Origin of the sequence: Leeuwenhoekiella palythoae, assembly GCF_900130045.1 — a bacterium.
Lineage (GTDB): Bacteria > Bacteroidota > Bacteroidia > Flavobacteriales > Flavobacteriaceae > Leeuwenhoekiella > Leeuwenhoekiella palythoae.
Genome location: NZ_FQXT01000002.1, coordinates 241551 through 267806 on the forward strand (window position 1 = coordinate 241551; position 26256 = coordinate 267806).

The 26256-nt window shown below is 38.0% G+C and carries 23 protein-coding genes and 1 tRNA gene; 6 read left to right on the top strand and 18 right to left on the bottom strand.

Translation table 11 applies throughout. The features are described 5' to 3' along the window. Positions 1-2 precede the first annotated feature (2 nt). From BUA96_RS04610 to BUA96_RS04625, 4 genes are read right to left on the bottom strand one after another with little or no spacing between them, the layout of a single operon-like run. Positions 3-947 carry a hypothetical protein gene (locus tag BUA96_RS04610; RefSeq protein WP_072980901.1) on the bottom strand — a complete coding sequence of 315 codons (945 nt, stop codon included), beginning with the start codon at positions 945-947 and terminating at the stop codon, positions 3-5. After that, the gene (locus BUA96_RS04615; protein WP_072981765.1) at positions 947-2638 is read right to left on the bottom strand and encodes a DUF6909 family protein; all 1692 of its coding nucleotides are present in this window, start codon (positions 2636-2638) and stop codon (positions 947-949) included. Before BUA96_RS04615 ends, BUA96_RS04610 begins: the two co-directional genes overlap by 1 nt. Before the next feature lie 19 nt (positions 2639-2657). Next, positions 2658-4151, bottom strand: coding sequence for a GH3 auxin-responsive promoter family protein (locus BUA96_RS04620; protein ID WP_072980903.1), 1494 nt, complete (start codon positions 4149-4151; stop codon positions 2658-2660). After that, positions 4151-5017, bottom strand: coding sequence for a M23 family metallopeptidase (locus BUA96_RS04625; protein ID WP_072980905.1), 867 nt, complete (start codon positions 5015-5017; stop codon positions 4151-4153). The genes BUA96_RS04620 and BUA96_RS04625 overlap by 1 nt, the downstream gene beginning before the upstream one ends. Before the next feature lie 119 nt (positions 5018-5136). On the opposite strand from BUA96_RS04625, the gene BUA96_RS04630 reads away from it, so the two are divergent. After that, on the top strand, positions 5137-5343 hold the full coding sequence (locus BUA96_RS04630; protein WP_072980907.1) for a Sec-independent protein translocase subunit TatA/TatB: 207 nt from the start codon (positions 5137-5139) through the stop codon (positions 5341-5343). Positions 5344-5414: 71 nt separating this feature from the next. Here BUA96_RS04630 and BUA96_RS04635 read toward each other — a convergent pair whose 3' ends face one another. From BUA96_RS04635 to BUA96_RS04645, 3 genes are all read right to left on the bottom strand, one after another. After that, a complete protein-coding gene (locus BUA96_RS04635; protein ID WP_072980909.1) occupies positions 5415-6389 on the bottom strand; it encodes a DUF4837 family protein in 975 nt (324 codons plus the stop codon). A 19-nt stretch (positions 6390-6408) separates the two neighbouring features. Next, on the bottom strand, positions 6409-8007 hold the full coding sequence (locus BUA96_RS04640) for a lytic transglycosylase domain-containing protein (protein ID WP_072980911.1): 1599 nt from the start codon (positions 8005-8007) through the stop codon (positions 6409-6411). Positions 8008-8092: 85 nt separating this feature from the next. Further along, positions 8093-9280 (bottom strand): phosphoglycerate kinase, encoded by a 1188-nt coding sequence (locus BUA96_RS04645; RefSeq protein WP_072980913.1) that lies wholly within the window; start codon positions 9278-9280, stop codon positions 8093-8095. A 139-nt stretch (positions 9281-9419) separates the two neighbouring features. Between BUA96_RS04645 and BUA96_RS04650 the strand changes: the two genes are divergently transcribed. Continuing rightward, on the top strand, positions 9420-10568 hold the full coding sequence (locus tag BUA96_RS04650; RefSeq protein WP_072980915.1) for a DNA polymerase III subunit: 1149 nt from the start codon (positions 9420-9422) through the stop codon (positions 10566-10568). Positions 10569-10615: 47 nt separating this feature from the next. Here the strand turns inward: BUA96_RS04650 and BUA96_RS04655 are convergent, their stop codons facing one another. The 5 genes from BUA96_RS04655 to BUA96_RS04675 all read right to left on the bottom strand — a co-directional run bounded on the left by BUA96_RS04655 (position 10616) and on the right by BUA96_RS04675 (position 18029). Beyond that, entirely contained in the window at positions 10616-11191 is a 576-nt protein-coding gene (locus BUA96_RS04655) for an OmpH/Skp family outer membrane protein (protein ID WP_072980917.1), read from the bottom strand. Positions 11192-11394: 203 nt separating this feature from the next. Then, on the bottom strand, positions 11395-12267 hold the full coding sequence (locus BUA96_RS04660) for a class I SAM-dependent methyltransferase (protein WP_233430607.1): 873 nt from the start codon (positions 12265-12267) through the stop codon (positions 11395-11397). 34 nt (positions 12268-12301) lie between these two features. Beyond that, complete coding sequence (gene mnmG, locus BUA96_RS04665; RefSeq protein ID WP_072980919.1) at positions 12302-14179, bottom strand: tRNA uridine-5-carboxymethylaminomethyl(34) synthesis enzyme MnmG; 1878 nt, start codon at positions 14177-14179, stop codon at positions 12302-12304. A gap of 78 nt (positions 14180-14257) precedes the next feature. Then, the gene (ybeY, locus tag BUA96_RS04670; protein ID WP_072980921.1) at positions 14258-14671 is read right to left on the bottom strand and encodes an rRNA maturation RNase YbeY; all 414 of its coding nucleotides are present in this window, start codon (positions 14669-14671) and stop codon (positions 14258-14260) included. Continuing rightward, positions 14664-18029, bottom strand: a complete 3366-nt coding sequence (locus BUA96_RS04675; protein ID WP_072980923.1) for a hypothetical protein — start codon at positions 18027-18029, stop codon at positions 14664-14666. Before BUA96_RS04675 ends, ybeY begins: the two co-directional genes overlap by 8 nt. Positions 18030-18211: 182 nt before the next feature. Here BUA96_RS04675 and gltX point away from each other — a divergent pair, with 182 nt between their 5' ends. After that, positions 18212-19726, top strand: coding sequence for a glutamate--tRNA ligase (gltX, locus tag BUA96_RS04680; RefSeq protein WP_072980925.1), 1515 nt, complete (start codon positions 18212-18214; stop codon positions 19724-19726). On the opposite strand, the gene BUA96_RS04685 is transcribed toward gltX, so the two are convergent. Continuing rightward, a complete protein-coding gene (locus BUA96_RS04685; RefSeq protein ID WP_128755654.1) occupies positions 19721-20386 on the bottom strand; it encodes a hypothetical protein in 666 nt (221 codons plus the stop codon). The two genes, gltX and BUA96_RS04685, sit on opposite strands and share 6 nt — an antisense overlap. A gap of 90 nt (positions 20387-20476) precedes the next feature. On the opposite strand from BUA96_RS04685, the gene BUA96_RS04690 reads away from it, so the two are divergent. Then, positions 20477-21484 (top strand): SPFH domain-containing protein, encoded by a 1008-nt coding sequence (locus BUA96_RS04690; RefSeq protein WP_072980929.1) that lies wholly within the window; start codon positions 20477-20479, stop codon positions 21482-21484. Positions 21485-21584: 100 nt separating this feature from the next. On the opposite strand, the gene BUA96_RS04695 is transcribed toward BUA96_RS04690, so the two are convergent. From BUA96_RS04695 to BUA96_RS04710, 4 genes are all read right to left on the bottom strand, one after another. Then, complete coding sequence (locus tag BUA96_RS04695) at positions 21585-21827, bottom strand: DUF6327 family protein (RefSeq protein ID WP_072980931.1); 243 nt, start codon at positions 21825-21827, stop codon at positions 21585-21587. Between the two features lie 2 nt (positions 21828-21829). Next, entirely contained in the window at positions 21830-22228 is a 399-nt protein-coding gene (locus BUA96_RS04700) for a hypothetical protein (protein WP_072980933.1), read from the bottom strand. Between the two features lie 6 nt (positions 22229-22234). Further along, on the bottom strand, positions 22235-22609 hold the full coding sequence (locus BUA96_RS04705; protein WP_072980935.1) for a YtxH domain-containing protein: 375 nt from the start codon (positions 22607-22609) through the stop codon (positions 22235-22237). 146 nt (positions 22610-22755) lie between these two features. Continuing rightward, entirely contained in the window at positions 22756-24786 is a 2031-nt protein-coding gene (locus BUA96_RS04710; RefSeq protein WP_072980937.1) for a glutamine--tRNA ligase/YqeY domain fusion protein, read from the bottom strand. 206 nt (positions 24787-24992) lie between these two features. On the opposite strand from BUA96_RS04710, the gene folB reads away from it, so the two are divergent. Together folB and BUA96_RS04720 are read left to right on the top strand one after the other, a co-directional pair. Then, on the top strand, positions 24993-25349 hold the full coding sequence (gene folB / locus BUA96_RS04715) for a dihydroneopterin aldolase (RefSeq protein ID WP_072980939.1): 357 nt from the start codon (positions 24993-24995) through the stop codon (positions 25347-25349). Positions 25350-25400: 51 nt separating this feature from the next. After that, positions 25401-25471: transfer RNA gene (locus tag BUA96_RS04720), tRNA-Cys, on the top strand. A gap of 57 nt (positions 25472-25528) precedes the next feature. On the opposite strand, the gene BUA96_RS04725 is transcribed toward BUA96_RS04720, so the two are convergent. Next, positions 25529-26242 (bottom strand): LysE family translocator, encoded by a 714-nt coding sequence (locus tag BUA96_RS04725; protein WP_072980941.1) that lies wholly within the window; start codon positions 26240-26242, stop codon positions 25529-25531. Positions 26243-26256: the final 14 nt, after the last annotated feature.

The window sequence follows — 26256 nt, forward strand, 5'->3', positions numbered from 1 at the left end:
ATTTAATGCTGGTCTTTCAATCTGTTATGAATTCTCAAAGCGAGATGATAAAAGATAAAAATTAGTACAAGTATCAGCGGAATGATGTACATCAGAAAACTTCTCAACGAGGTCTTATCAACCCAGTTAGACACCCCATAAACCTTAAAAACGGCATCTAAACTTTCTAGTTGCTGCACGAGCTCTGCGTTGCGTTCTAATAGTTTAGTTTTTGAATTGATGATGGCGCTGACCTCATTATTTTCGGCACTATTTAGTAGCGCAAGATTGCGATGGTCTTGAGCAACCGCTGAAGGTACAACGGTCAAAATACTATCTAGTTGGTTGATCGAAAATCTATTGGCTTGAATTTCTGTTTCTATGCTTTTATAGGCTGCTTTCCGTTTGTTTTGGAGGAAAGTGTTTGCTTCAAGATAATCTAAGATTCCTTGTGCCCTAATGGTATCAGTAGCGACCACTACAATTTTGTGCAAGTCATAGGCCGGTGCATACAAGGGTTTTTCAAAAAAGCTAGATTCATCATCATAACTTTCAGAAATTCTGGGAACTATATCTACGGGAAAGGCTTGAAGATTTTTGAGTACACTGGTAATGTCTTCAACCGGTTCGATCTCAATTTTTTTCAGTTTTTCTGCAGAAAAATATCCAGTAAAATCTGCTTCATTTTCAGAAATGCTACGGTCGAGGGTTTCAATTTTTCCGTAGAGATAAGAAGTGCTTTGAACGTTAGGAGCTACTAAAATTTCAGCGGTTTTCAGCGGATTAAAAAGTTTTGACAAGCCATAACCTAACGCAGCGCCTAAGACGATAAGCGCTACCAATATCAGACTATTCCTCAGTAAAAATTTGACAAAGCGATACCCAAAAATCAGGAGCTTTTTCATCTGGCTTTTAAGCCCTCTGAATAGATCAAAAACATCGATATCCTGATTATTGTTCTGAGGCATTAGTCTTTAAAAATTTGTTCTAAGATTTGCTCGGTAATCAAATAGGTAGGTTTAACTCCTGTGGTTCCTAGACCACCTGAGGCCAGCGTACTCCCGGTTTCAAGCGGATTATCTGAAGCATAATACGCATAGCGCACTTTAACGCTATCGCTAATGCTTCCGCGTAATTTTGCAGCAGCTTGAATCGCTTTTTGATAATGCGCGCCTTCCATCTCCAGACCAATAACGTTCCACGTGCTTTCATAGAAAAAGCGCAAAATATCTCTGTTTTGCAATGAGGTCCCCAACACCGTGATCATCGCACCGTCGTAAACTGAAATTCCGTGCCCTTCAAGATCCTCTTTCTTCAGTTGGTTTTCAAACGGATAATTATCTGCGGTACCCTCAAACAAATGCGCAGTAGGAATCATAATATCGCCTTTTCCTCCTTCGAGAATTCCGGCTTTTCCCATTATAGAAACCGATTTAACATCAAGATGTACCGTTTCTCTCTTGTCTTCATAAGGTTTAAGCAGCTCTTCCATCGTTTCATAGGCTTGCTCCCCAAACGCATAATCCATCACGATGATCACCGGCTCCTTCCCTTCTGGGTAAGAGGTTTTTGAGCAAAAGTTATTTTGTTTCAGATCTAGCTTAGCCGTATCAAAAATCTGTACATCAATATTGGTCCCACTTTGATCAGGAATAAAGAGCATTCCGTGTTGCTGTGCTGTTTTTTCAACCCGTGCACGCAATTTTCCGCTGCTGGCGTTACTCAACGTCTCATAAATCTCAAGATTGGACTTTTTTGCCATTTCCTTTTCTAAAGCAACAGGCGCAAAAAGCGTATTCATCACACTGTGCATATTGGCACTGATGATGTGTATGGGGCGTCGCAAAAGGTCTTTAGCATCCAACTCTTTTTTGATCGAATCGGCCCAAACTTCGCCATGAATATGATGGCCCAAACGCTCTCTTAAAACCGGTGAAAAAGTAACCAGACGCTTATCGCTTTCTACAATCTCTTCAATCGCCCGCTTGCCCAACCAATAGACCAACTTTAAAAAGCGTTTTTCATTATTTGGCGCTGAAAACTTGCTGTAAATAGAAGTAACCTCGTGAAAAGTACGCCCCAAAATGTTTGCAGTATGCGTTAATGCGATCTCGCGCTCAGCCTGTGAAAGCGGTTCTTCGGTCAATACGGCTTTCTCTAATTTTTGCCAATCGCGCGTGGTATGACCTTCTTCATTGATCACTACGCGTTTCATAATTTTATGAGACTCCACAAACAAGAACGTCAGGTGCGTTAAGATGTCGTAGATCTCAGAACGGCCCCGTGTGATCTCTATATTCATTTGCTCATCGTCAATACGATAACAATTACGACGACGCTTTGGGGGAACAATAGGTTTAAAATGCGAATTCTTATAGCCTTCGTCACTGGTGAGATTGATGTATCTACACTCTTCTATTCCTTCCGGAAGGCGGTCAATTACATACAATAAACCATTGAGTTCAACTTTTTCTTCTGCAATGGTACCGTAAATCTCGGGGCGTAAAATAAGCAAGGCTTCGCGCAGGGTTTCACCCGAAACGCCCATAGGTTTATAAAAGCCTCTGTTAAACAAGTGACGCATGGTTATATACATGCGCTCTATTGCTGCAGAGCTTTCCTGAGATCGTGTTCTATCTTGTTGTTTTATTAAACTCATTAAATCAAATATACTTTTTTTAAAAATCAAGTTGATTAAGGGCATCAGCAATACTACGATCGTTAGCAAGTCTGGGCAATTTATTTTGACCGCCAAGTTTGCCTTTTGATTTCATATATGCCGTAAAACCTCCCTGCGGAATTACTCTGATTTCTAATCTTTTTAAAATGTTTCCTGTTATTAAATCTTTATAATAACTGTTTTGTTCTTGGAGTGCCAGGTCAATTGCTTGAGCAAAGGTCTCTAAATTCTCGGGTGGTGCATCAAATTCGATGAACCATTCGTGATAAGGTAAGCCCTGATCAGGATTTATTTGCGGCGCTACCGTAAACTCACTCACTTGTGCTTTAAATTGGCTTGCAGTGCTCGTTAAAGCTTCTTCTACCTCCTTGCCTATCACATGCTCGCCAAAAGCCGAAATAAAGTGCTTAATTCTTCCTGTAACCACTACACGATGCGGTTTTGTTGAAGTAAACATCACAGTATCCCCCACATTGTACGCCCAAAGCCCGGCTGTGGTAGAAATGAGCATCACATAGTTTACACCAACTTCTACCTCCCCAATGGTTAAACGTTGTGGCTTTTCGGTGAAAAATTCATCTGCTTTTATGAATTCATAGAAAATCCCAGAATTCAGCAATAACAGCATTCCCTTTTCCTTTTGAGAATCCTGAAAGGCAAAAAACCCTTCGCTGGCAGGATAAAGCTCAATACTATCTACTCTTCTACCGATGAGATTTTCAAACTTTTTGCGATAAGGTTCATAATTGACCCCACCATATATAAAGAGGTTAAACTCTGGAAAAATATCACCTATATTTTTTCCGGTTTTTTCCTGAAGTTTTTCAAAATACATCTGTACCCAAGGCGGAATTCCGCTGATGACCGTCATATTTTCTGGCAAGGTTTCTTCAACGATGGCATCAACCTTGGCTTCCCAATCGTCAATGCAGTTCGTTGACCAGCTCGGCATTCGATTTCGTTGCAAATACCCGGGAACATAATGCGCTACAATTCCTGAAAGCCTTCCGGTTTTTATGCCGTTTTTAATCTGAAGTTCAGGACTTCCTTGTAAGAAAATCATTTTTCCGTCTACAAAATCGCTATTTCCGCTTTCGGCGATATAATGTAAAATCGCATCCCGAGCAGCGTTGACGTGCATAGGCATAGACGCTTTGGTAATCGGAATATATTTAGCTCCCGAAGTTGTGCCTGACGTTTTTGCAAAATATTCGGGCTTACCGGGCCATAAAATATCTGGCTTACCGGCAACCGCCTCTTCCACATAGGACTTTAACGCTTCATAATCTCTAACAGGAACTTTTTTGGCAAACGCCTCAAAGGAATCAATGTGCTGAAAATCGTGATCCTGACCAAATCGCGTCTGCGCTCCATTTTTAATCAAATGTTGAAAAACCGCTTTTTGTGTAGTCACCGGGTTCGCGCTCCATTTCCAGGTTTTTGAGACAATGTATTTTGCAAAAATTTTTGCTGAAAACGACTTTATAGACATTATTCAAACGAAATATAATTAGTAGGATCTACAGGGTAACCGCTGTTCCATAATTCAAAATGCAGATGTGGCCCTGTTGAAAATTTTCCGGTAGAGCCGGCGGTTGCGATGACTTCGCCTGCTTTTACTAAATCTCCTTGGTCTTTGGTAAGTGAGGCGTTATGCTTATAAACAGATAGTAAATCATTTCCGTGATCCAGAATGATGACATAACCGGTTTCGGCAGTCCATTCAGAAAAAATAACGGTGCCGTCTGCCACCGCTTTGATCGCTTCATTTTTAGGCACCACAACATCTGTCCCGTAGTGTTTCTCTTCGGCATCAAAACCTTCTGTGATGCTTCCTTTCACGGGCGGGAATAATGAAAAACTTACCGTTGAAGATGCAGGCTCAAATAGGTTATACCGGTCTTCATTGGCCACTTGCTCTCGCAATAAACTATCCTCTCGAGAGATCCTCATATTGAGACCACTAGTATCTCTGGGTTCTAGAAGCAAAATAGAATCTCTATTGAAATTTACCTCCTCAACATCACCGGTAAGCACTTTCTTGATACTCGCAAAATACTGCTGATTGATGTCTAGTTGTCGTTTTAAAGAATCGGTCTCAAACATCAACTCGGTTGCCTGACGCTTAAGTTTAACCGAAGAATACCCGGGAATATATTCGCGAAGCGGTGTGTACGCAATAAGCAAAGTGGTTAATGCGATTAAAATGATAACCGAAAAACCTACAACGATAAATACATTTAACCGCGTCAGTTTAAAAGAAACGCGCTCTTCAAAAGTATCTTCATTTAAAATAAGGAGCCTGTATTTATGCAGCAGGCGCTTTTTTAGCTTCTTTTTTTCTTTAGATTTTGCCATAAACGTCAATCGATCAACAAATATAAAATTTAATAGGTGTATGCCTATTGCTAAAGTTTCTTAAGGAACGGTCTATTCTTATGATTTCTTGTTATATTTACCATCTAAATTATCATGATATGAATGCATTAGCAATATTTTTAGGAATGGTAGGGCCTTGGCAAATAGGACTTATCGTGGTTGTAATTCTTTTACTTTTTGGAGGAAAGAAAATTCCGGAGATGATGAGAGGGCTTGGTAGCGGTATCAAAGAGTTTAAAGATGCCTCTAAAGATGAGGAAGCATCTCATAAATCTGATGAAACTTTAGAAGAAAAGAAATCTTAAGTTCTGAAATAAAAGAAATAAAAAAACCGCTTTAGAAAACTAAAGCGGTTTTTTTATGGATTGTAATGCGTTTACTTTTTATCTACAAACTTTACCGATCTTAAAATAGATTCCAGCTCAAAAAGATTATCTCTTTTATTCGCCGAAGGTTTAAATACAAAGCCTTCTAGCACAAGATATCTATCATTCTCTTTATCATCAACAGTAAAGTTAACAAAGGGCCCCGCCATATAACGCCCTTTAACTTCCCAAATACCATTCATTTGATACGCCGGTCTTCCTGCAATTGTAGTTTCAGAAAGGTAAGGAGCAAATGCAGCTTCGGTAATAAAGCGCATACCTTCACTTACAGTAATGTTATCTCCGCCTATAGAATCTCGCATTTTGATCAATGAGCCAATGGTGTTAGAGTCGCGATCGATAAGATTGTAAGGCACCTCATATACCGTAATGTTCATATCGCCGTTAGGAATGTCTTTTCTGATCCAGAAAAAGTCCTCATCTTCTTTAGCATAGCGATAAGCTGTGGGGAATTTCATTGTGATCCCAAAAGCTTCGGTGAGCGGTTTATCTTCTTTAAGCGAAAGACTAATTCTTCTAACTTTTTCAGTAAACTCGGTTTCCTTAATGGTGTTTACAATTTGAGCACTGTCCTGCTTGATCAGATTAATGATCGCTTCTTCAGTAGGACCTTTAACTAAAATTCCCGTTTGCGGGCGGGCATATTCATCTTTAATAATTTCTAAAGCTGCAGTATCAGCCTGCTCGATCTTTAAAAACGTACGTTGCTTTCGCATAAAGCCAGAAAAAGCTTCATCAGGCATCTGATTGATCGCAAACATAGGCTCTACTTGTGGCAAACCATTTATGGGCCCCGCGAGTTTCTCCCGAATGCTCTCCCCTACCGGACCTTCCCACATCGTATTAGGCATCACCACAGTAAGGTTGTTTAAGGCTCCGGAGGAAGCTGATAAGATTTTGCTTGAAGGCTTATCGTTACAAGCCACCAGCGCAAAAATTAAAAAGGCTAGGATTAGTTTTTGCATAACATAAATAGGTTTAGAGTTAGTTAGCTATAACCAAGGTCATTCCCGGTTTGAGTTTTGTACCGCTAATATCGTTCCAAACTTTAAGGTTCTCTGCACTTACTCCGGGAAATTTGCGTGCGATCTTCCATAGACTATCTCCTTTGCGCACCACATATTTCTTCTGAGAACTCCCAGAGCTGCTTTGCGATGAAGCCACTGAAGCTGACGGTTTACTGGGATACAAGGTTAATCGCTGCCCTATACGTAAGTTGTTAGAGCGTAAATTATTCCAGCGTTTGATCTGAGAAACACCAACTCCATAACGCTCTGCAATTTTTCCTAGATAATCACCGCTGCGCACTCTGTAACTAATGCTTGACGGAACTTCCAGATATTCAGGCAATGTTTTTTCATCGCGTTCTAATTCTTTTTTAGCTGTTTGATAAATATTATTTTCATTCGCTACAAAAGGTCCAATCGCGGTGATAGGTAAGCGCAAATAATAGTTTTCATCTGCTACAAACGGGATTACATCCAGTTTATATGCTGGATTTAAAAACTGAATTTCTTCAAGGGAAACACCGGTATATGACGAAACTTGCTGTAAAGTAATGGTCTCTTTCACCTTGATGGTATCAGTTTCAAAATAATTGACATCAGGTTGTGCCGGGTGATAGCCGTGTTCTTCAGCATATTCAAAGATATACATGGTTGCTAAAAATGCCGGAATATACCCTGCTGTCTCGCGAGGAAGATGATGCCTGATATTCCAATAATTGGTTCTTCCGCCACTACGACGAATGGCTTTGCTCACATTTCCGGGTCCTGAATTATAACTTGCTAACGCCAGATCCCAATCGCCAAAAATCTCATATAACTTAGATAAGTATTGTGCGGCAGCTTCAGTAGAAAGAATAGGATCCATACGCTCATCAACGTACGAACTGATATCTAGACCATACAATTTTCCTGTATTGAACATAAATTGCCACATGCCCGTAGCTCCAACTCTGGATTTAGCTCTGGGACGTAATGCCGATTCTACGATTGCCAAATATTTAAGCTCAAGCGGCATATCGTATTTATCAAAGGTTTGCTCAAACCCGGGGAAATAAAACTGGGACAAACCCATTAAACGCTCTAACGTGGGTTTGTGCCGCTTTAAATATCCTTTAATGACATTTTCTAAGGAAGGATTATACTCAACATTAAACGGAGTGCGCGCATTAAGGTCTGCTAAACGCTTTTTAAGCGTTTCTGTGGTGAGTTCGGGATAATCTACCTCTTCATAGTTTGTATCTTCCACTAAAGCCGCCATATCGTCGTATAGCGTGTTTGTGGTAAGTTCTTCTAACCAAAGTTTATCAACCTTAGCCGGAAATTTACGGTCGTTGAGTTTTTTTGAAGTGCTGTCCCACTTAACTTCTTTAAAAAGAAAAGGCTCAGGAACTTTTTGAACCACATGAGCATTAGCGCTGTTAAGTTCGCGCATGAGATTCTTGAGTTCTACCGTATCTACAATGGGTAGGGATTGAGAAATTTGCAGTGTTGCTGCATTAGGGTTTTTCTTCTGGGCGTAAGATGCCAACGAGGTCATGATCGCAAAAGCATAACCGAGACAATAACGTTTTTTCATATGTGTTTACAACGATGCAAACGCTAAAGTCGTATTTTTTAATTAAAATCTAAAACGCCCGGAAGAAAGCCTAAATCATTTTATACTATTCTTTGATAGCTGCTATACCGGGAAGTTCTTTACCCTCAAGCATTTCTAGCATCGCACCGCCACCGGTAGACACATAACTTACTTTATTTTCAAAGCCAAATTGTTTTACAGCAGCAACACTATCACCTCCTCCAACAAGAGAGAACGTACCATTGCTAGTCGCTTCAGCGATTGCATCACCTAGTGCGATGGTTCCTTTAGCAAAAGGCTCCATTTCAAAAACACCTAAAGGTCCGTTCCAAAGAATGGTTTTGCTGTTTTTTACAACCTGAGCAAAATTCTCTAAAGATTTTGGTCCTGCATCAAGACCTTGCCATCCATCAGGAATCTTGTCAATAGGCTCCACTTTAGTATTCGCAAATTCTGAAAAACTATCTGCGGCTAAAACATCAACCGGTAAATGAACATTTACATTCTTTTCTTTAGCTTTTTTCAGTATATCTAAAGCAAGTTCTTGTTTATCATCTTCACAGATCGAACTCCCAATTTGACCTCCTTGTGCTTTGATAAATGTATACGCCATTCCACCTCCAAGAATCAAATCGTCAACTTTATCAAGAACATTCTCGATCACGGTGATTTTTGAAGAAACTTTTGCGCCTCCTAAAATGGCTAAGACCGGACTCTCACTGTCGTGAAGTACTTTATCTATACTCTCAATTTCTTTTGCTAAAAGGTAGCCAAAGCATTTATTTTCAGGAAAAAACTGTGCTACAATAGTCGTTGAAGCGTGTGCTCTGTGCGCTGTACCAAAGGCATCATTCACATAAATGTCTCCTAACTGAGCCAATTGCTCTGCAAAACCTTTATCTCCAGCGGTTTCCTCATCGTGATAACGTAGGTTCTCTAGAAGTAAAATTTCCCCAGGTTCCAATTCTGAAGCTGCTTTCTCGGCAGCAGCACCAACACAATTTTCAACAAATTTTACCTGTACACCAATGATTTCAGAAACTTTGGCAACAATATGTTTTAAAGAAAATTCAGGTTCGTTGTTTTTTGGTCTTCCTAAGTGAGACATTAAAATCGCAGATCCACCATCTTCTAAAACCTTTAAAATTGTGGGTTTTGCGGCTTCAATACGTGTAGTATCTGTTACCTGATGATTATCATCTAAAGGCACATTAAAATCTACACGGATTAATGCTTTTTTATTCTCAAAATTAAAATCGTCGATGGTTTTCATGTAATCTTTATTATTTGTGATTTTGGTAATTAATTAGTTGGTTGTGTTACTAAGCAGCACCGCATTTAAGGCTGTACTGAACAAACAAATATAACGGATAGCGCCAAAAAATACGTTACATTTCTGTTATATTTGGCCAATGCAATTTCAATCAATTCTCGGTCAAAATTTCATTAAAAAACATCTCACCACCAGTGTAGATCGTGGTCGTGTTGCTCACGCTCAATTGTTTGTAGGGCCTAGTGGTAGCGGTGTTTTACCGTGCGCGCTTGCCTATGCGCAATACTTGATCTGTAATAATGTTGACGGTGAAAATTCTGGAGGCTCATCTGCCTGTAATCTTAAGTTTGATCATCTTGCTCATCCAGATTTGCATTTTGCCTATCCTGTAGCGCCTAACGAAAATGTAAAATCACATCCTGTCTCTGACAACTTTGCTAAGGAATGGCGTGCTTTTATTCAAGAAAATCCATATGGTAGCTTATACGATTGGCACCGACACATAGGGATTGAAAAAAAACAAGGGAAAATTGGCGTCGATGAAGCCCAAGATATTGTAAAAAAACTTTCGCTTAAATCATATGAAGGCGGATTTAAAGTAATGATTATTTGGATGGCAGATAAGTTGAATAATGCTGCATCAAACAAGCTTTTAAAACTTATTGAAGAACCGCCAAAAAAAACCGTTTTTATACTCATTGCCGAAAATGAAGATCAAATCTTAGACACGATTAAGTCAAGGTGTCAAGTGTTGCGCTTTCCTCCGCTTGCTGCCGAAGCTTTAGAAGAAGCGCTGATAAATACACACCATTGCAATCCTTCTGAGGCAAAAAAACTAGCTATTAAAGCGCACGGCGATTACAATCTGGCGCTACATCTATTAGATCATAGCAGCGACGAAGAAGAGTTTGAAACTTGGTTTGTAAGTTGGGTACGTACAGCTTTTAAAGCCCGCGGAAACAAAAAAGCCATTATAGATTTAATCGCGTGGAGTGAAAATATTGCTTCCAAAGGAAGAGAGACACAAAAGAGTTTTTTAGGCTACTGTGAAGATTTTTTTAGGCAAGCCATGTTCCTGAATTACAAAGCAGATCAATTAGTGTATCTTCAGCCGGTTACGCAATTTGAGCTCGCTAAATTTGCACCTTTCATTCACGGAAATAATATAATAGCCATCATTGAGGAGCTTCAAACTGCTGCGTATCATATTGAGCGCAACGGAAATGCAAAAATTGTTCTTACTGATTTATCTATAAAATTAACCCGCCTACTTCATACTAAAGCATAAAAAAAGCAACCCGCGGGTTGCTTTTTACTTATTCTAATATTCACTGTTTATTCAGCGGAAACCGTATCACTTTCTTCTTCTTGCGCCTCAGATGTCGAAGTCGTTTCACCTGAACTGTAAGAGGTATTCAAAGCCTTAAGAATATCATCAGTGATATCTAATTCTTTATTTCCATAGAGTACGTTACCGCTTTCATTTTTACCGTAAATAAAATCATAGCCGTTCTCCTCACCATAAGTATCTATAAACTTGCGCACCTTGCTGATGACAGAGTCTATTGCAGCTTGACTTTCCTGCTGAATCTGACCACCACGCGCTTGCTGCATTTGCTGAATTTCTTGTTGTAAAACTCCCAGTTCCTGCTCCTTTGATTGACGCTCAGCCGGACTCATAGTGCTTGCGTTTTTCTGATAAAGATCTACTTTAATTTGAAAGGCTTGTATTTTTGGCTGAAGCTCTTCACGCACTTCGTCTGTAAGTTTTGTATACTTATCTTGAACTTCTGTCATTTCAGAATATTCTTCAAAAAGCTTTTGTGTATCTACAAATGCAGATTTTGATTTTGTACAGCTTGCCAACGTAAATGCAACTGCAATTACAAAAAGACTCAATTTAGTTTTCATAAGAGATTTTAAGATTTTGGTACAAATGTAAATAGTTGCTCGAGATAAGCGCTCTTTTTACTCAAATTCTTAAGTATTACAATAATCAATACTTAAACTTGAGTTCATCACTAATTCCTATTAAAATTGTATAAATATAAGACGTTCTTAGGCACTTTTATAGAAAACCAATAATATCACAAAGGAGTGTTGCTTAAAAGCGCTTAAAACGTCTTATTTTGCGTATTTCTTGATTTAATGATATAAATTATAGAAGAATATTCTTTATTCTGTTGTGCTCTCCAATTTGACCGCAATCCGATCATAAAAGCGGAAACTGGTTTTATTAAAGAAGTAGACTTATATTTTTCGGAAAGTAAACTGACATAGAACGAATCAAAAATCAGTGGTTTTTGTTCTATTAAATTAAAACCATTTGTTTCAAAAAGCGTTTTGATGCTCTTGGATGAAAAATGATGCAGGTGTCTAGGAACATCCCAAGCAGCCCAAAAACTTTTGTAATACTTAGCGTCGTAAGAATTGAAGTTGGGAACTGCTACAATCAAAACTCCGTCAGTCGATAAATGATTTTTGATCCATTCAATTTGCTTTTCTACATCTGGTACATGTTCTAAAACATGCCACATAGTAATTACATCAAATTTCCGATCTCCTACTTCTGCCTCCTCTTCAAATAAATTAATCCCTTTTTCAAAAGCTCGTTTTCTTGCCGCAGGTGATGGTTCTATTCCTGTAACTTTCCAACCGGATTTTTTAGCTTGATTTAAAAAATCACCGGTTCCGGCGCCAATATCTAAAAGTGTACCTTTTTCCACATAGGATGAAATCAGCTTCACCTTTTTCTTAAGCATATAATTTTTAACCCACTGATACACTTTTTCAAAAAGTCCGTCATTCGAATCGGTATGAGAAATGTAATTTTCGCTCAAGTAATACTTTCCTAAATTATCCGGAACTGGATCAGTCGAAAACATATCTAATACTTCATCATAAACCAAAGTAAATTCTTCTTGAGAAATTGAATAATCTTTGATTTTCAGATTAGCTTTTTTAGTCAACGAATTAAATTTTTTCAAAATGAATTAAAAGTGTTTCACGTGGAACTAAAAATTAGCGTCCCATATAAACTAACATTACAGAAATATCACTTGGCGATACTCCACTAACACGTGAAGCTTGCGAAATAGTTGTAGGTTGGATTTTAGATAGTTTTTCGCGGGCCTCGTAAGAAAGCGATTTCAGTTTACTGTAATCAAAATTATCTGGAATTTTAATATTCTCTAAGCGCTGTAATTTATCAGCATTGGCTTTTTCCTTTTCGATATAACCCGAATATTTAATTCTTATTTCCGCTTGTTCTAAAACTTCAGTATCCAGATCGTGTTCCGCGACATATTCTTTTACATCCTTAAAAGAAAGCATGTCGTCTAAAGCAATTTGAGGACGGCTAAAAATCTTAACCATTTTATCAGATTGCTTCATCGGAGTTGTTCCTTTTTCGGCCAAAACTGGGTTTGCTTCTTCTGGCTGAATACTTGTAGTATTAAAAAATTCAACAAGATTTACCGCTTGCGCTTCCTTTTTCTCCAGAGCGCGCATACGTTCTTCACTCGCCAATCCCACTTCAAAAGAACGCGGTGTAAGACGTGCATCAGCATTGTCCTGGCGTAATAAGGTTCTATATTCTGCACGAGAAGTAAACATTCGGTAAGGTTCTTTAGTCCCTTTTGTAATTAGATCATCTACTAAAACACCTATATAAGCTTCATCTCTTTTTAGAATAAACGGATCCTTTTCTTGAACTTTTAAACTCGCATTTACCCCGGCAACCAATCCTTGGGAAGCTGCTTCTTCATAACCGGTAGTTCCATTAATTTGACCGGCAAAATATAATCCAGCAACCAGTTTTGTTTCTAGCGTGTGCTTCAATTGCGTGGGTGGAAAATAATCATATTCGATCGCGTAACCCGGTCTAAAGAATTTGACATTTTCAAAGCCTGCTACCTGACGTAATGCTTTAAACTGAACTTCTTCCGGTAAAGATGTAGAAAACCCGTTTACATAATACTCAATAGTATTCCATCCTTCAGGCTCTACAAATAATTGATGCCGATCTTTATCTGCAAAGCGATTGATTTTATCTTCTATTGAAGGGCAATATCTGGGTCCGGTACTTTTAATTCGACCATTAAACATAGGTGAACGGTCAAAACCTTCGCGCAATAAATTGTGCACTTCAGGACTTGTATAACTCATTTGACAAGACCGTTGTTTTGTGAGCGGTTTTGTCACATCACTGTAACTAAATTTTTGTGGATCATCATCACCTGGTTGCTCGATCATTTTAGAAAAATCTAGACTCCTACCATCTACACGTGGTGGCGTTCCAGTTTTCATCCTTCCCGAATCAAAACCTAAATCTACCAACTGTTCGGTAATACCAGTTGCTTTTCGCTCCCCTGCTCTACCTCCACCAAATTGTTTCTCGCCAATATGAATTAAACCATTAAGAAAAGTTCCATTAGTCAGTACAACGGATTTACCTTTAATCTCAATTCCTAAAGAAGTGCGTACCCCGGCAACACGATCACCTTCGATCAAAAGACCGTTTACCATCTCCTGATAGAAATCTAAATTAGGAGTATTCTCGAGCATCAAACGCCATTCTTCTGCGAAACGCATACGGTCACTTTGCACGCGTGGACTCCACATTGCAGGTCCTTTACTTTTATTGAGCATCTTAAACTGTATCGCGGTCTTATCTGAAACAATCCCGCTATAACCTCCCAATGCGTCAATCTCTCGAACGATCTGACCTTTTGCAATACCTCCCATCGCGGGATTACACGACATCTGTGCAATAGTTTGCAGATTCATCGTAACCAACAAGGTTTTACTTCCTGTATTTGCTGCCGCCGCCGCCGCCTCACATCCTGCGTGGCCACCACCAACTACAATTACATCGTATATATCTTCAAAAAAACTCATTGTTCCACGTGAAACATTTAATTACACTTCCTTAAAAATGGGCGCAAAGGTACTCAAAATTAAACGCCTAACCATAGCTTATGCATTCCATAAGACAAGATACTCATCCTCCTTAGCACGCATCATTTCTTTCTCCTCGTAAGTCTTATCACCGTAACCGCACATATGCAATAAACCGTGTATGATGACACGCCTTAATTCTACATCAAAGCCAACATTAAAATCCTTAGCATTATCGGCAACGCGATCTGTGCTTATATAAATTTCCCCATTGAGAATCTTCCCTTCTGTATAATCAAAAGTCACAATATCTGTAAGTGTATCGTGATCTAAAAATTGTTTATTGATTTCCAACAGAAAATCATCAGAGCAAAAGACATAACCCAAACTTTCTATGCCAAAAGATTCCTTCACAGCAGCAGCTTTTAGCCAATGCTCAACACGCTCTTCGTCTTCTAAATTAAAATCATTTTGGCTACTAAATTCAATCATCCTGCCTCTGAAAATATTGTTTAACTTTAATCTTATACTGTTCCTGCAGCGGAAGTTTATCCCGATTCAAAATCTCCTTTGCATTGAAATAACGCTTCGCGTCAGGAATGCTGTTTGACGTGTTATTATTAAATTCCTTACGATTAGCATTTGCTTCACGCTGGGTATTCTTATCCTTTTCTTGTTCGGCTTCTTCAAGCTTTAAGAATTGCTGAATAACATTATTCATTCTTCTCCGCGCTGTCTCAGCATTTCCATTCAATAGATCATTTTCTACTGCTTCAATACTTCTTAATAAACGCTCAGTCTCTTCAGTGGATCCTGAACCTTGCAACAAATTCTCCAATTGATTGCGGATCGCTTCCTGTTGCTTATAAATCTCATATTGTCTAGCCAATTCGCTTTCCGAAGTTCCTTCTCCACTATCTCCATTTCCGTCACCTTCTCCAAATGGCTTGCCAGAGTCCCCTTGACTTCCAGAATTTCCTTCTTTGCCATTCTCACCTTCTTGACCAGATTTACCATCCTTCTTACCTTCTCCCAATTGCTCCTGCAGTTCCTTTTGAGACATAATAATATCAGATAACTGTTTACCACTACCCTGTCCGCCACTTGGCATGGGCATGGGCATACCGGAACTCCCTGATCCCATCGCAAAAGACAATTGCGCTTGCATATTATCTAAAATATCAGATAACATATCTGCAAGGGTATTGGCGCCGGCAAAAACGTATTGCTCACTCGCAACGCCTTTGATAATATCATTGTCAGCTAAACGCTCTAAACTCTGATCTAAATTATAGGTGATTTCCGTTAACTGCTCATTAATATCTTCTTGCAACATAGGATTCCGTAAGGACAGAACAAATAAACTATCGTCTATATGCTCAAAATTGTCGCGTAATTCATTCTGCTTAACAAGATATTTTGAGAACGACGGATTGCCATTATCTATACTTGAAAATTTGTCTTTTAACGCTTCTTGATCAAATGAGAAAATAACCAAATTATCTAAAATCTGTCTGAGCATTTCAACATCTTCTTGCAACTGTTCGACATCTCCACCACCACCGCTAGACATTTGCTGCATCATCTTTTGACCCATTTGCTGCATCTTCTTACCGGCTTTCTGCTGATTAGATTTAGCATTTTCTTGCGCTTTTGAATCTTCTTGTTTCTGTAAATTTTCTTCTGCCGATTTTTGTTCCTGACTGATTTCTTCTTCAGTCTTTGAATCTTCGGGAATATCTATAGGTTTATTTAACTGCTTATTTTCATCCTTTAAATTTTCAAGTTCTTCTTTCAAATTTTCAAAAGATTCTGACAATTCCTTTTGCCTGTTCAATTCCGGGTTTTGCTTCTTACTTTCTTCCTCTTGATCCTGGCCTAATTTATCAAGCGCTCTACCAATACGCTCCCCCTTGGTTTGTACAAAAAAACGCTTTGTAAGTTCCAGCAATTGTTGCATCGATCTGCTGGAATTCTTTGATTTTTTAGATAATTCGTCAAGCTTTTCCTTAAGCTCTTCATCGTCCATTAAACCCTGGAGTTTATTTAATTCTTCAACCAATTTTTCCTGTTCTTTAAGTTGCTCCTCATTCTTTTCTAACCGGTTTTTGAGCAACTCATTCTTCTCCGATTTAGATTCCGAAAGTTCATCTAATGCATTAATACTCTTTTTTAATTTTTCAGAATAATTCTGCATCATTTGTTCTTGCGCTTTCTGACGTTCAAGAAAGGATTGAATTCTACGTTTGTCATTAAAATCAAGTGCATTCTTTTCCTTCTGAAGATTTTGAAGTTCTTTTAAATCGCGTTCCTGTTCTTGCATTTGCTTTACAGATCTATCCAAACCTTGCAACGAGTTTTCTTGTATCTCAAGCTGTTTATCAACAGCCTCTTCTGTGGTTAAAGATTGAAACGAAAATGTTTCAGAACGTGTTGCTTTATGCCCGTGTAACACATCATTATCACGCACTTCAAAATAGTAAGAGTAACTTACGCCAGCTGATAAATCTAAATTTCCCGGAAATGCGTAATAAAATTGATCTACGGTAGAAGAATTCACAGGAATACTTACTTTTTTACTATTATCTATTTGATTTTCAGTATAATAAATCAAGTTAAGATCATATAAGCCATAATCATCAGCCAAATTTCCTTGAAAATATGTTTCAGCATCATCTAGACTGTCTTTTCGTACCTCGAGATTCATTTCAGGATAAGCATCCTTAATGACAGCCAACTCATAATTTAGCCGTTCAAAGCGTTTGAGATGAGCATTACTTGTAGCGATACTATAAGCAGTTGGATTAAAGAACCGTTCTGAAAAACTGAACTGTTGATTCTCTTTTTCAAATTGGAATACGGTATCGCTTATCCACTCTACTAAATTCGTTTGCTCTGTAGCTAAAAGCCAACGCACCTGCGTGCCTTCAGGAATGGTAATATTTCCGGTATTCTCTATAATCTCATCAGTACGATTAAGATACTTAGGATAGTTCAATTCGATTTTAAATTCTGAAATTCTAGGCGTATTGATCAATTCAAATTGATACTGATCAGAAACAAAACCATTTCCTTCAAAATATACATTTAGATCTTCAGTAGGCTGTTCTACAGTATAACTAAAATTACCTCCTCCCCTATTTTTCATAAAATAAGAAACTTCATTTAGCGAAACCTCAACTTCCTCAGGTAATTCTTGCCCGTTCACTTTTGCACTAATTTCTAAGGTTTGACCCTCAACGATAGAAGTGTTTTCATTTTGTAATTCAAAAGAAAAAGGTGCAGGCGGCGCATAAACCCGTTTATAATCCATCACCCGAGTTGCACTCTCTTTAAAAAACGTAGTTCCCTTACTCAGGCTAATTCCTAAAAAGATGCAAACTGGAATCAACGCATATTTTAAGTATTTCAGATTTTTCCTGTAATCAATAGCAAGTGAAAACGGGATAGGTTCTAATTCTTTGGATTTTTGCAGAATACTGGCTTGAACCAAATCAGAATTGCTCGCACTTGTTTGTAGTTGTAGCGTATTTAACAATTTGTCCTGAACTTCGGGGAAATGATTTCCGATCAATCTAGAAGCTTGAGTATAATCTATACCTTTTGAAAGCTTAAACAGCCGTGCTATAGGAATCAACACAAATCTAAACAGCAACAAACCGGCGAGGCCCACAAATGACCAAAATAGAAATGCCCTGCCCCACGTACTCAACCAGAAAAAATATTCGATCACTAAAACTAAAAGGACATAAGCCAGACCGATCGCAACAAAAAATAAGAGTCCTCTAAGGAGTTCATCCTTATAATATTTACGAATAAAACGCTCTAATTTGGCTTCTAATTCTTGCAAAAGTACCTTGATTTTAAACCTGTGTTATTTCAATAACTAAAACTACAACAATATATTATAGCTGCTACAGGCTTAACATACAAGCCTAAAATGATTTTGACTAAAAACAGCTATTGAAACCCCAAAAATGTAATGTGTGTCACATTCTCATATTGAGTACCTTTGCAGCCTAAAATTTTACTATGCATCAAAATGTACGCGTGCGTTTCGCACCAAGCCCTACCGGACCTTTGCACATAGGCGGTGTAAGAACGGCACTTTATAATTATTTATTTGCTAAAAAACACGGCGGAACCTTTGTACTTAGAATTGAAGATACTGATCAAAATAGATACGTTGAAGGTGCCGAAGATTATATTGTTGAAGCGCTAAACTGGTGTGGAATACCTTATGATGAAGGCCCGGGCAAAGAAGGTGGTTTTGGTCCTTATCGGCAAAGTGAACGCAAGGATAAATATTTTGCTTTTGCCGAAAAATTAATTGCTTCGGGTGATGCTTATTATGCTTTTGACACTGCCGAAGCTTTAGATGCACATCGTAAATCTCACGAAGATGAAGGTAAAACCTTTATTTACAACTGGCACAATCGCGAGAAGTTAGATAATTCATTAAACCTTTCTGCGGAAGAAACCCAGAAACGTATTGATGCAGGTGAGGATTATGTAATTCGATTTAAATCGCCGCAAAGCGAAATTCTTGAACTTGATGACATCATTCGCGGCGCTGTTGAAGTAGATACGAGTTTGCTTGATGATAAGGTTTTATTCAAAGCAGATGGTATGCCCACCTATCATTTAGCTAATATTGTTGATGATCATCTTATGGAAATCACGCACGTAATTCGTGGAGAAGAGTGGCTTCCATCGCTAGCATTACACGTGATGCTTTACCGTGCATTTGGCTGGGAAGCACCTCAATTTGCACATTTACCGCTGATTATGAAACCTGTAGGAAAAGGCAAACTAAGTAAACGCGATGGCGATAAAATGGGCTTCCCGGTATTTCCATTAGAATGGAAAGATCCTAAATCTGGCGACATCGCTTCGGGATATCGCGAAGATGGTTATTTACCGGAAGCGGTTATCAATATGCTTGCATTTTTAGGATGGAATCCTGGTACTGAAAAGGAAATTTATACGCTTGAAGAACTGGTACAAGATTTTGAATTGACTCGTGTGCATAAATCTGGTGCTAAATTTGATCCTGAAAAAACAAAATGGTTTCAACAACAGCACTTGCAACTAGCTTCTGATGCTTCTCTGGTTTCTGGTCTACAAGGTATTTTGAAAGAAAAACACTTGGATTACGATGATGCTTATGTAAAGCAGATCATTCATTTAGTAAAAGAGCGTGCGGTTTTTGTTTCTGATTTATTTGATCAAGGAAGTTTCTTTTTTGAAAGACCAACTTCTTACGACGAAAAAGCAGCTAAAAAAGCCTGGAAAGATGATACCGGTGAAATCATGATCAACCTTTCTAAAATCATATCAGAAACCGAAGATTTTTCTGCCGAAAATCTTTCAGCTAATGTAAAAGGCTGGATTCAGAATGAAGGTTTAGGATTCGGTAAAGTAATGCAACCTTTACGCCTTAGCCTAGTAGGCTCTATGTCTGGCCCAGATGTTTTTGATATTGCTTCAACAATTGGTAAAGCAAAGACTTTAGAGCGCATTCGCTTTGCAATAGAAACCTTATAAATACAACACGATTCCTGCAGTAATAAGTCCCAGATTTCCTTTAAAATTTGTTGCTGCAGGATCTTTTAAGGTCAATCCTTCATCATTTAATCTCTTTAGCGCATTGGTAAAACCGTATTGATAATTTGCTGTAAATCTAACGCGTGTAAATCCGGCGCTCAATCCCAAGGTTACTAAACCATTCACACGCGACCACTCTTGAATATCTTCTGCTCGTAAGCTGGTGTAACCATCTAGTACCAGCGCACGTTGATTCTCATCATTTAACTCCATTTTACCATTAACCTGAAAAATGGGTCCAAATTCGACGCTAAAATGATCCCCTGCAATCAGGTAACTCAATAACATTTTTACCTGCGCCCCACTCCACGTATACTTTACTTTTTCAATTTCAGAAGCGGCACCACTAGCATTTAGACTTAGTGAAGTTTGCATAAAATCTACACCAAAGATCAAATCGAAGTTGTTATAAAATGCAGAACGTTTAGATAATCCGGCTAAAAATCCAGCTTCTTGATTGGTATGAAAGTTTGAGGTGTTGAGATCCAAAAGCGCGTATTGCCCTTGTACGCCAATACGGTTTGAAGCATATTTAGAATTACGCTGTGCATTTGCTGCAAACGTTGTTGATATCAATAGGAATAATAAAAAATGCTTCAAAGTGTTACGAATTTTTAAAATGGGCGACAAATGTATTGTATTTTTAATAGTCAGTACCCGTATACTTTTCAAATAATTAAAACTTAAAATATGACTTACTTCCTTCCGATTTTGCTGTTTTTTGGGATCATTATCCTAATCTCAGCAGTATTTATTGTAAAGCAACAGACTGCCGCAATTATTGAACGCTTCGGTAAATTTACCAGTGTTAGAAATTCAGGAATTCAGATAAAAATTCCATTAATTGATAAGGTTGCCGGTCGTGTAAACTTGCGTATTCAGCAGTTAGATGTGATCGTCGAAACCAAAACTAAAGATGATGTTTTTGTTCGTTTAAAGATTTCGGTACAGTTTCAGGTGGTGAAATCTAATGTGTATGACGCATTTTACAAATTAGAAGATCCGCAAAACCAGATCACTTCTTATGTCTTTGATGTAGTACGTTCTGAAGTTCCTAAGATGAAACTGGATGACGTTTTTGAGCGTAAAGATGATATTGCAATTGCTGTTAAAAGCGAATTGAATCAATCGATGACCGATTATGGTTATGATATCATCAAAACTCTCGTTACCGATATTGATCCTGATCAGCAGGTAAAAATTGCAATGAACCGTATTAACGCTTCAGAACGTGAAAAAGTAGCTGCAGAGTACGAAGCCGAAGCAGAACGTATTAAAATCGTTGCTAAGGCACGCGCAGAGGCCGAAAGTAAGCGTTTACAGGGTCAAGGTATAGCAGACCAGCGTAGAGAGATTGCACGCGGTCTAGAGGAGTCTGTAGAGGTTTTAAATAATGTGGGAATTAATTCTCAAGAAGCTTCTGCCCTAATCGTGGTTACTCAGCATTACGACACCTTACAATCTATAGGTGAAGAAACTAATAGTAATTTAATTCTATTACCTAATTCTCCACAAGCAGGTAGCGATATGTTGAATAATATGATCGCAAGTTTTGTGGCTTCAAATCAAATAGGTGAAGAGATGAAAAAACGTAACGAACAATTGGGTTTAAAGACACCTAAGAAAAAAGACAAGCCAAAACAAGAATCAGGTTATGATGATGACTTTGATGCAGACGACGATCTTTCTACTTTGTAGACTGAAAAGCAAATTCAAGGTGTTCTAAACCTTGATACGGACAATAAAAAAACCGGAGCACAAACTCCGGTTTTTTTTATTTTTCTTTTTCTATAACAATTTATTTGTTGTCGTCTATATTTTTAACCTTGACTTTTTTAATACCTAAAATCTTGTTCACAGCTTTAAGAACGATGGTTTTTTGAACGATTGCTCCTACTGATCCCGCAACTAAACTTACCGGAGAAAATGCTGCTTTAGTATCATTTATACTTAGTTTAAGTTGCTCTTCATCAATCTGCTGTTGCAACTTTAATATTCTAAGATCTTGTTCTATCTGATCAAATGATTTGTATACTTTCATAACTATTCTTGTAAGTGTTTAAATTCTTCATCTAACACATCTTCTTGAGAAGATTCATTGAAAAATACTTTAGAATATTTTCTGAGTACAATTTCAGTAATAAATGGTTTACCAAATAATTTATACAGCACATAAATCACAAGATAAATACCTGCTACGATAAAATAACCATAGCTCAAACTACCCAGTGATTCTCCAATTACTATAGCAACTCCAACCGAGATAAAAAGTATAAAAATTAAAAAGATGCTGCCGCTAACCATTAGATTTACTAAGGATACAGCACCATCCATCATCTTTTTAAAACTATCTAATTTGTAGTATTCTAGACTACTGTTTAGATACTTTTTAGCATCGTCTGATACTTTACTAATATGTTCTGAAAGATTAAATATAGACATGCACCCTTATGCTTTTGCAGTTGGTACATCAATATCTTTTACTTCCTCAACTACTTCTGTAGTCGCTTTAGCATTTTTCTTTCTTAATTCTTCAAGCTTCTTTTCCATAGAAACTAAAATGTTATCTGCCTTTGAGCTCGCAGTCTTTAAAGTATCTTCAAGCTTAGCGTCAAAAGATTTTTTAGCCTCTTTTGCTGATGCAGATAAATGATCTGAAGTTTCCTGAATCTGCTTTTCTAATTTCTTTTTAGCTTCTTTGGCATTTTTAGAAATTTTCTTTCTTGTTTTATCGCCGCTTTCCGGTGCATATAATAAGCCAAGTCCTGCTCCAATTGCTGCTCCCGTTACTAATGCTAAAATGGTATTACTTGTTTTTGACATGGTGATTGTTTTTTGTTATGCTCAAAAGTAATAATGTTAAAATCTAATCTCCGTTAATAACCGGTTAATAAATTGACTATTAACCTTAAAGGTATGCTAAAAAAGGGCCACGAGGGCCCTTTTTCTATAACTATGCTTAGATAATATTATAGGTTGTTAACCGAATTTTCTAAGAGTTCATTTCCTGAGGTTTTCATTTCTTCAAGATAAGCTGCCACTTCTTCATTCTTTTGGTCAACTTTATTCAACTGAATTAAAACAATCAAGGTTTCTAAAACCGCTAGACGGGTACCTATCTTCTTAGCTGAAGTATTAAACAACTCTTTAAGTTCTTCATAATGCACATCTTTAGCTAGTTCGCGAATTCTCGCAATCGCTTTTACCCGCTTTTCATCTGGAATTTGCGCCAGCTTCTTCCCTACTTTTTTGATTTCGTTTAACGCAGGGATTTGTGGAATTTGCTTTTTTGGTGCCGCTTTAGGCTGCTCTTTTTTTGTTGATTTTGATTCAACCTTTGCCCAAGTATCGCGTAATCCCACAGTTTTATTGAAGACTAAATGTTCTGGAGTACTATCTTTATCAACATTAAAATAGCCTAAGCGCTGAAACTGAAAAATATCCATCGGCTCTACCTCGCTAAGACTTGGCTCTAAATATCCGGTAATAGTTTCTAAAGAATTAGGATTAAGATGCTCCATAAAATCAACCTCTTTATCACCATCGGGAGACTCGTGATTGAACAGACGATCATACAAACGCACCTCAGCTTTAATAGCGTGCTTAATTGAAACCCAATGCAAGGTTCCTTTTACTTTACGCAGACTTGCTTCGGTACCGCTTCCACTTCGAGAATCGGCATCGTATGTACAGTGAATTTCAGTAATGTTTCCGTTAGCATCCTTAACTACAGATTCTCCTTTGATGATATACGCATTCTTTAAACGCACTTCCTTACCTAAAGTAAGTCTGAAGTATTTGCTGTTTGCATTTTCTTTAAAATCATCCTTCTCGATGTATAATTCTTTGGAAAAAGGCACTTTTCTATAGCCTGCATTTTCATCTTCCTGATTATTTTCAGCTTCTAGCCATTCTTCCTGATCTTCAGGATAGTTGGTGATTACCAATTTTACCGGATCCAAAACGGCCATTACACGTGGCGCTGTTTTATTAAGATCTTCACGTACATTGAATTCCAAAAGCGAAACATCAATCACATTGTCGCGTTTTGCAACTCCTACAGCATCTATAAAATTACGTATCGCAGCCGGCGTATACCCACGTCTTCTGATCCCCGAAATGGTAGGCATTCTAGGATCATCCCAACCGCTTACAATACCTTCTTGCACGAGCTTAAGCAACTTACGCTTGCTCATAATCGTATAGCTTAGGTTTAAGCGCGCAAATTCGCGTTGTTTTGGTTTGATACCGTTTGTATACACATTATCCACAAACCACTCATAAAGCGGTCTGTGCGGCTTAAATTCAAGCGAACACAAACTGTGTGAAACTTGCTCTACATAATCGCTCTCTCCGTGTGCCCAGTCATACATTGGATAAATATTCCAGGTATTACCTGTACGGTGGTGCGCTTTGTTAATAACGCGATACATTATAGGATCACGCAATAACATATTAGGCGATTGCATATCTATTTTGGCCCGTAGAACGTGTACACCTTCGGCAAATTCACCTTTTGCCATTTTCTCAAACAGCTCTAAATTTTCTTCTACGGAACGCTCCCGGTACGGACTGTTAGTTCCGGGTTCTGTAGGGGTTCCTTTTTGCTCAGCCATGGCTTCACTAGACTGTGAATCAATATACGCTTTGCCATCTTTTATAAGCTGAATCGCCCAATCGTATAACTGCTGAAAATAGTCTGAAGAATAACAAACTTTATCCCACTTGAAGCCTAACCATTTTATATCTTCCTGAATCGCATCTACATATTCCTGCTCTTCCTTAGAAGGATTAGTATCATCAAATCTTAAGTTTACCGGAGCGTTGTACTTCTCCCCCAGTCCAAAACTGATGCAAATAGCCTTGCAATGCCCAATGTGTAAATAACCATTAGGTTCCGGTGGAAATCTAAAGCGTAAATCTTCTTGGGGAAATCCGTTTGTAATATCTTCTTCTACTATTTGCTCTAAAAAATTAAGAGCTACATAATCTTCTGCCATAGCTTAATAAATGCTGAAAAATAGAATTACTCGTCTATCGAGCTTAAACTGCAGTACACTATTGTTTAAATAATATACCCTATAAGTTGCCAAAAATACTAAAAATACGTGTGCTGAAACGTGATTAACAACCTATTTAAACCTCGATAATCAAGTTCCTGCTCTGCTTTATAAATAATATCTTTACCCTATAAAATGAAGTTGTAATGGGCGTTATAAAACTCAATCGCGTAAAAGTATATGCATACCACGGCTGTCTGGTAGAAGAAGGTCAGATAGGCTCTGATTATCTCGTAGATCTAAAAATAAATACAGACCTATCCATACCGGCTCAATCTGATAACTTGAGCGATACCGTAGATTATGTACATCTCAATAAAATTATTAAAGAAGAAATGGCGCATCGTTCTAAGCTCTTAGAGCACGTATGCGATCGTATTTTAAATCGTTCTTTATCAGAGATTTCAACAATTACCAAAGCTAAAGTTACTGTGCGTAAAATCAATCCGCCGATTGGTGGTGATGTTGCTTCGGTAGGCGTTTCAATGACTAAAAAACGTTAATAGCTTTTATATCTAAAGAAAAACCTTAAATTTGCAGTCCTAATTAAAAAGGGTGTCGTGGCCGAGTGGCTAGGCAGTGGTCTGCAACACCATCTACAGCGGTTCGAATCCGCTCGACACCTCAACAAAGACTCTTCAATTGAAGGGTCTTTTTTTATGACTTGATTTTTCAAAGAATTCTAAAACGGAATCGTATCTCCTTCGATAAACTCATTCTCTGGCGCAATTTCCTCAATACGCTTTTCAATCTGATGAATTTTTGAAGGAAATAAACCTTTTGAGATCAATAACAAACCGAATAAGAACATCAACACGCTTATAATTTGCTTAATTATAGCAATACGTGTTGGCGTTAGTTTGCTGCGTAATTTTTTAGCAAGTAGAATTTTAATAATATCAATGATTAGATAAGTGAGCAAAATGGTACCAAAGAATACCGTTAATCGCTCTGAATTCATATCTAACTGTGGCCCGGCTGAAATAAGAATTACCAACCAAAACCCTAGTACTCCAATGTTAATAAAGTTGAGTAAAAAACCTTTTACAAAAAGCCCAAAATAGTTGCGTTTACTCATCACAACAGTAGGGTGCTCATCATCATCAAGTTTGTTCTTTTTAACCCTTAAGAATGACATAATCCCATAAACTGCTAGTAACATCCCACCAAAAATATAAAGTGCAGGATCGTCTTTAAGTTTATCAAGTAGCTGATTAGTACTAAAGTACGCTATAAAAATAAATAAGGTATCTGCAGTAACGACACCTATATCAAATAGAACAGCTGCTCTAAAACCCTTTAGAGCAGCTGTTTCTAATAGTACAAAAAACACAGGTCCTACAAGAAAGGCAAGTAGAAAACCCAGTGGTATTGCTGTTGAAATGTCTTGTAGCATTTAGAAGTAGGAAG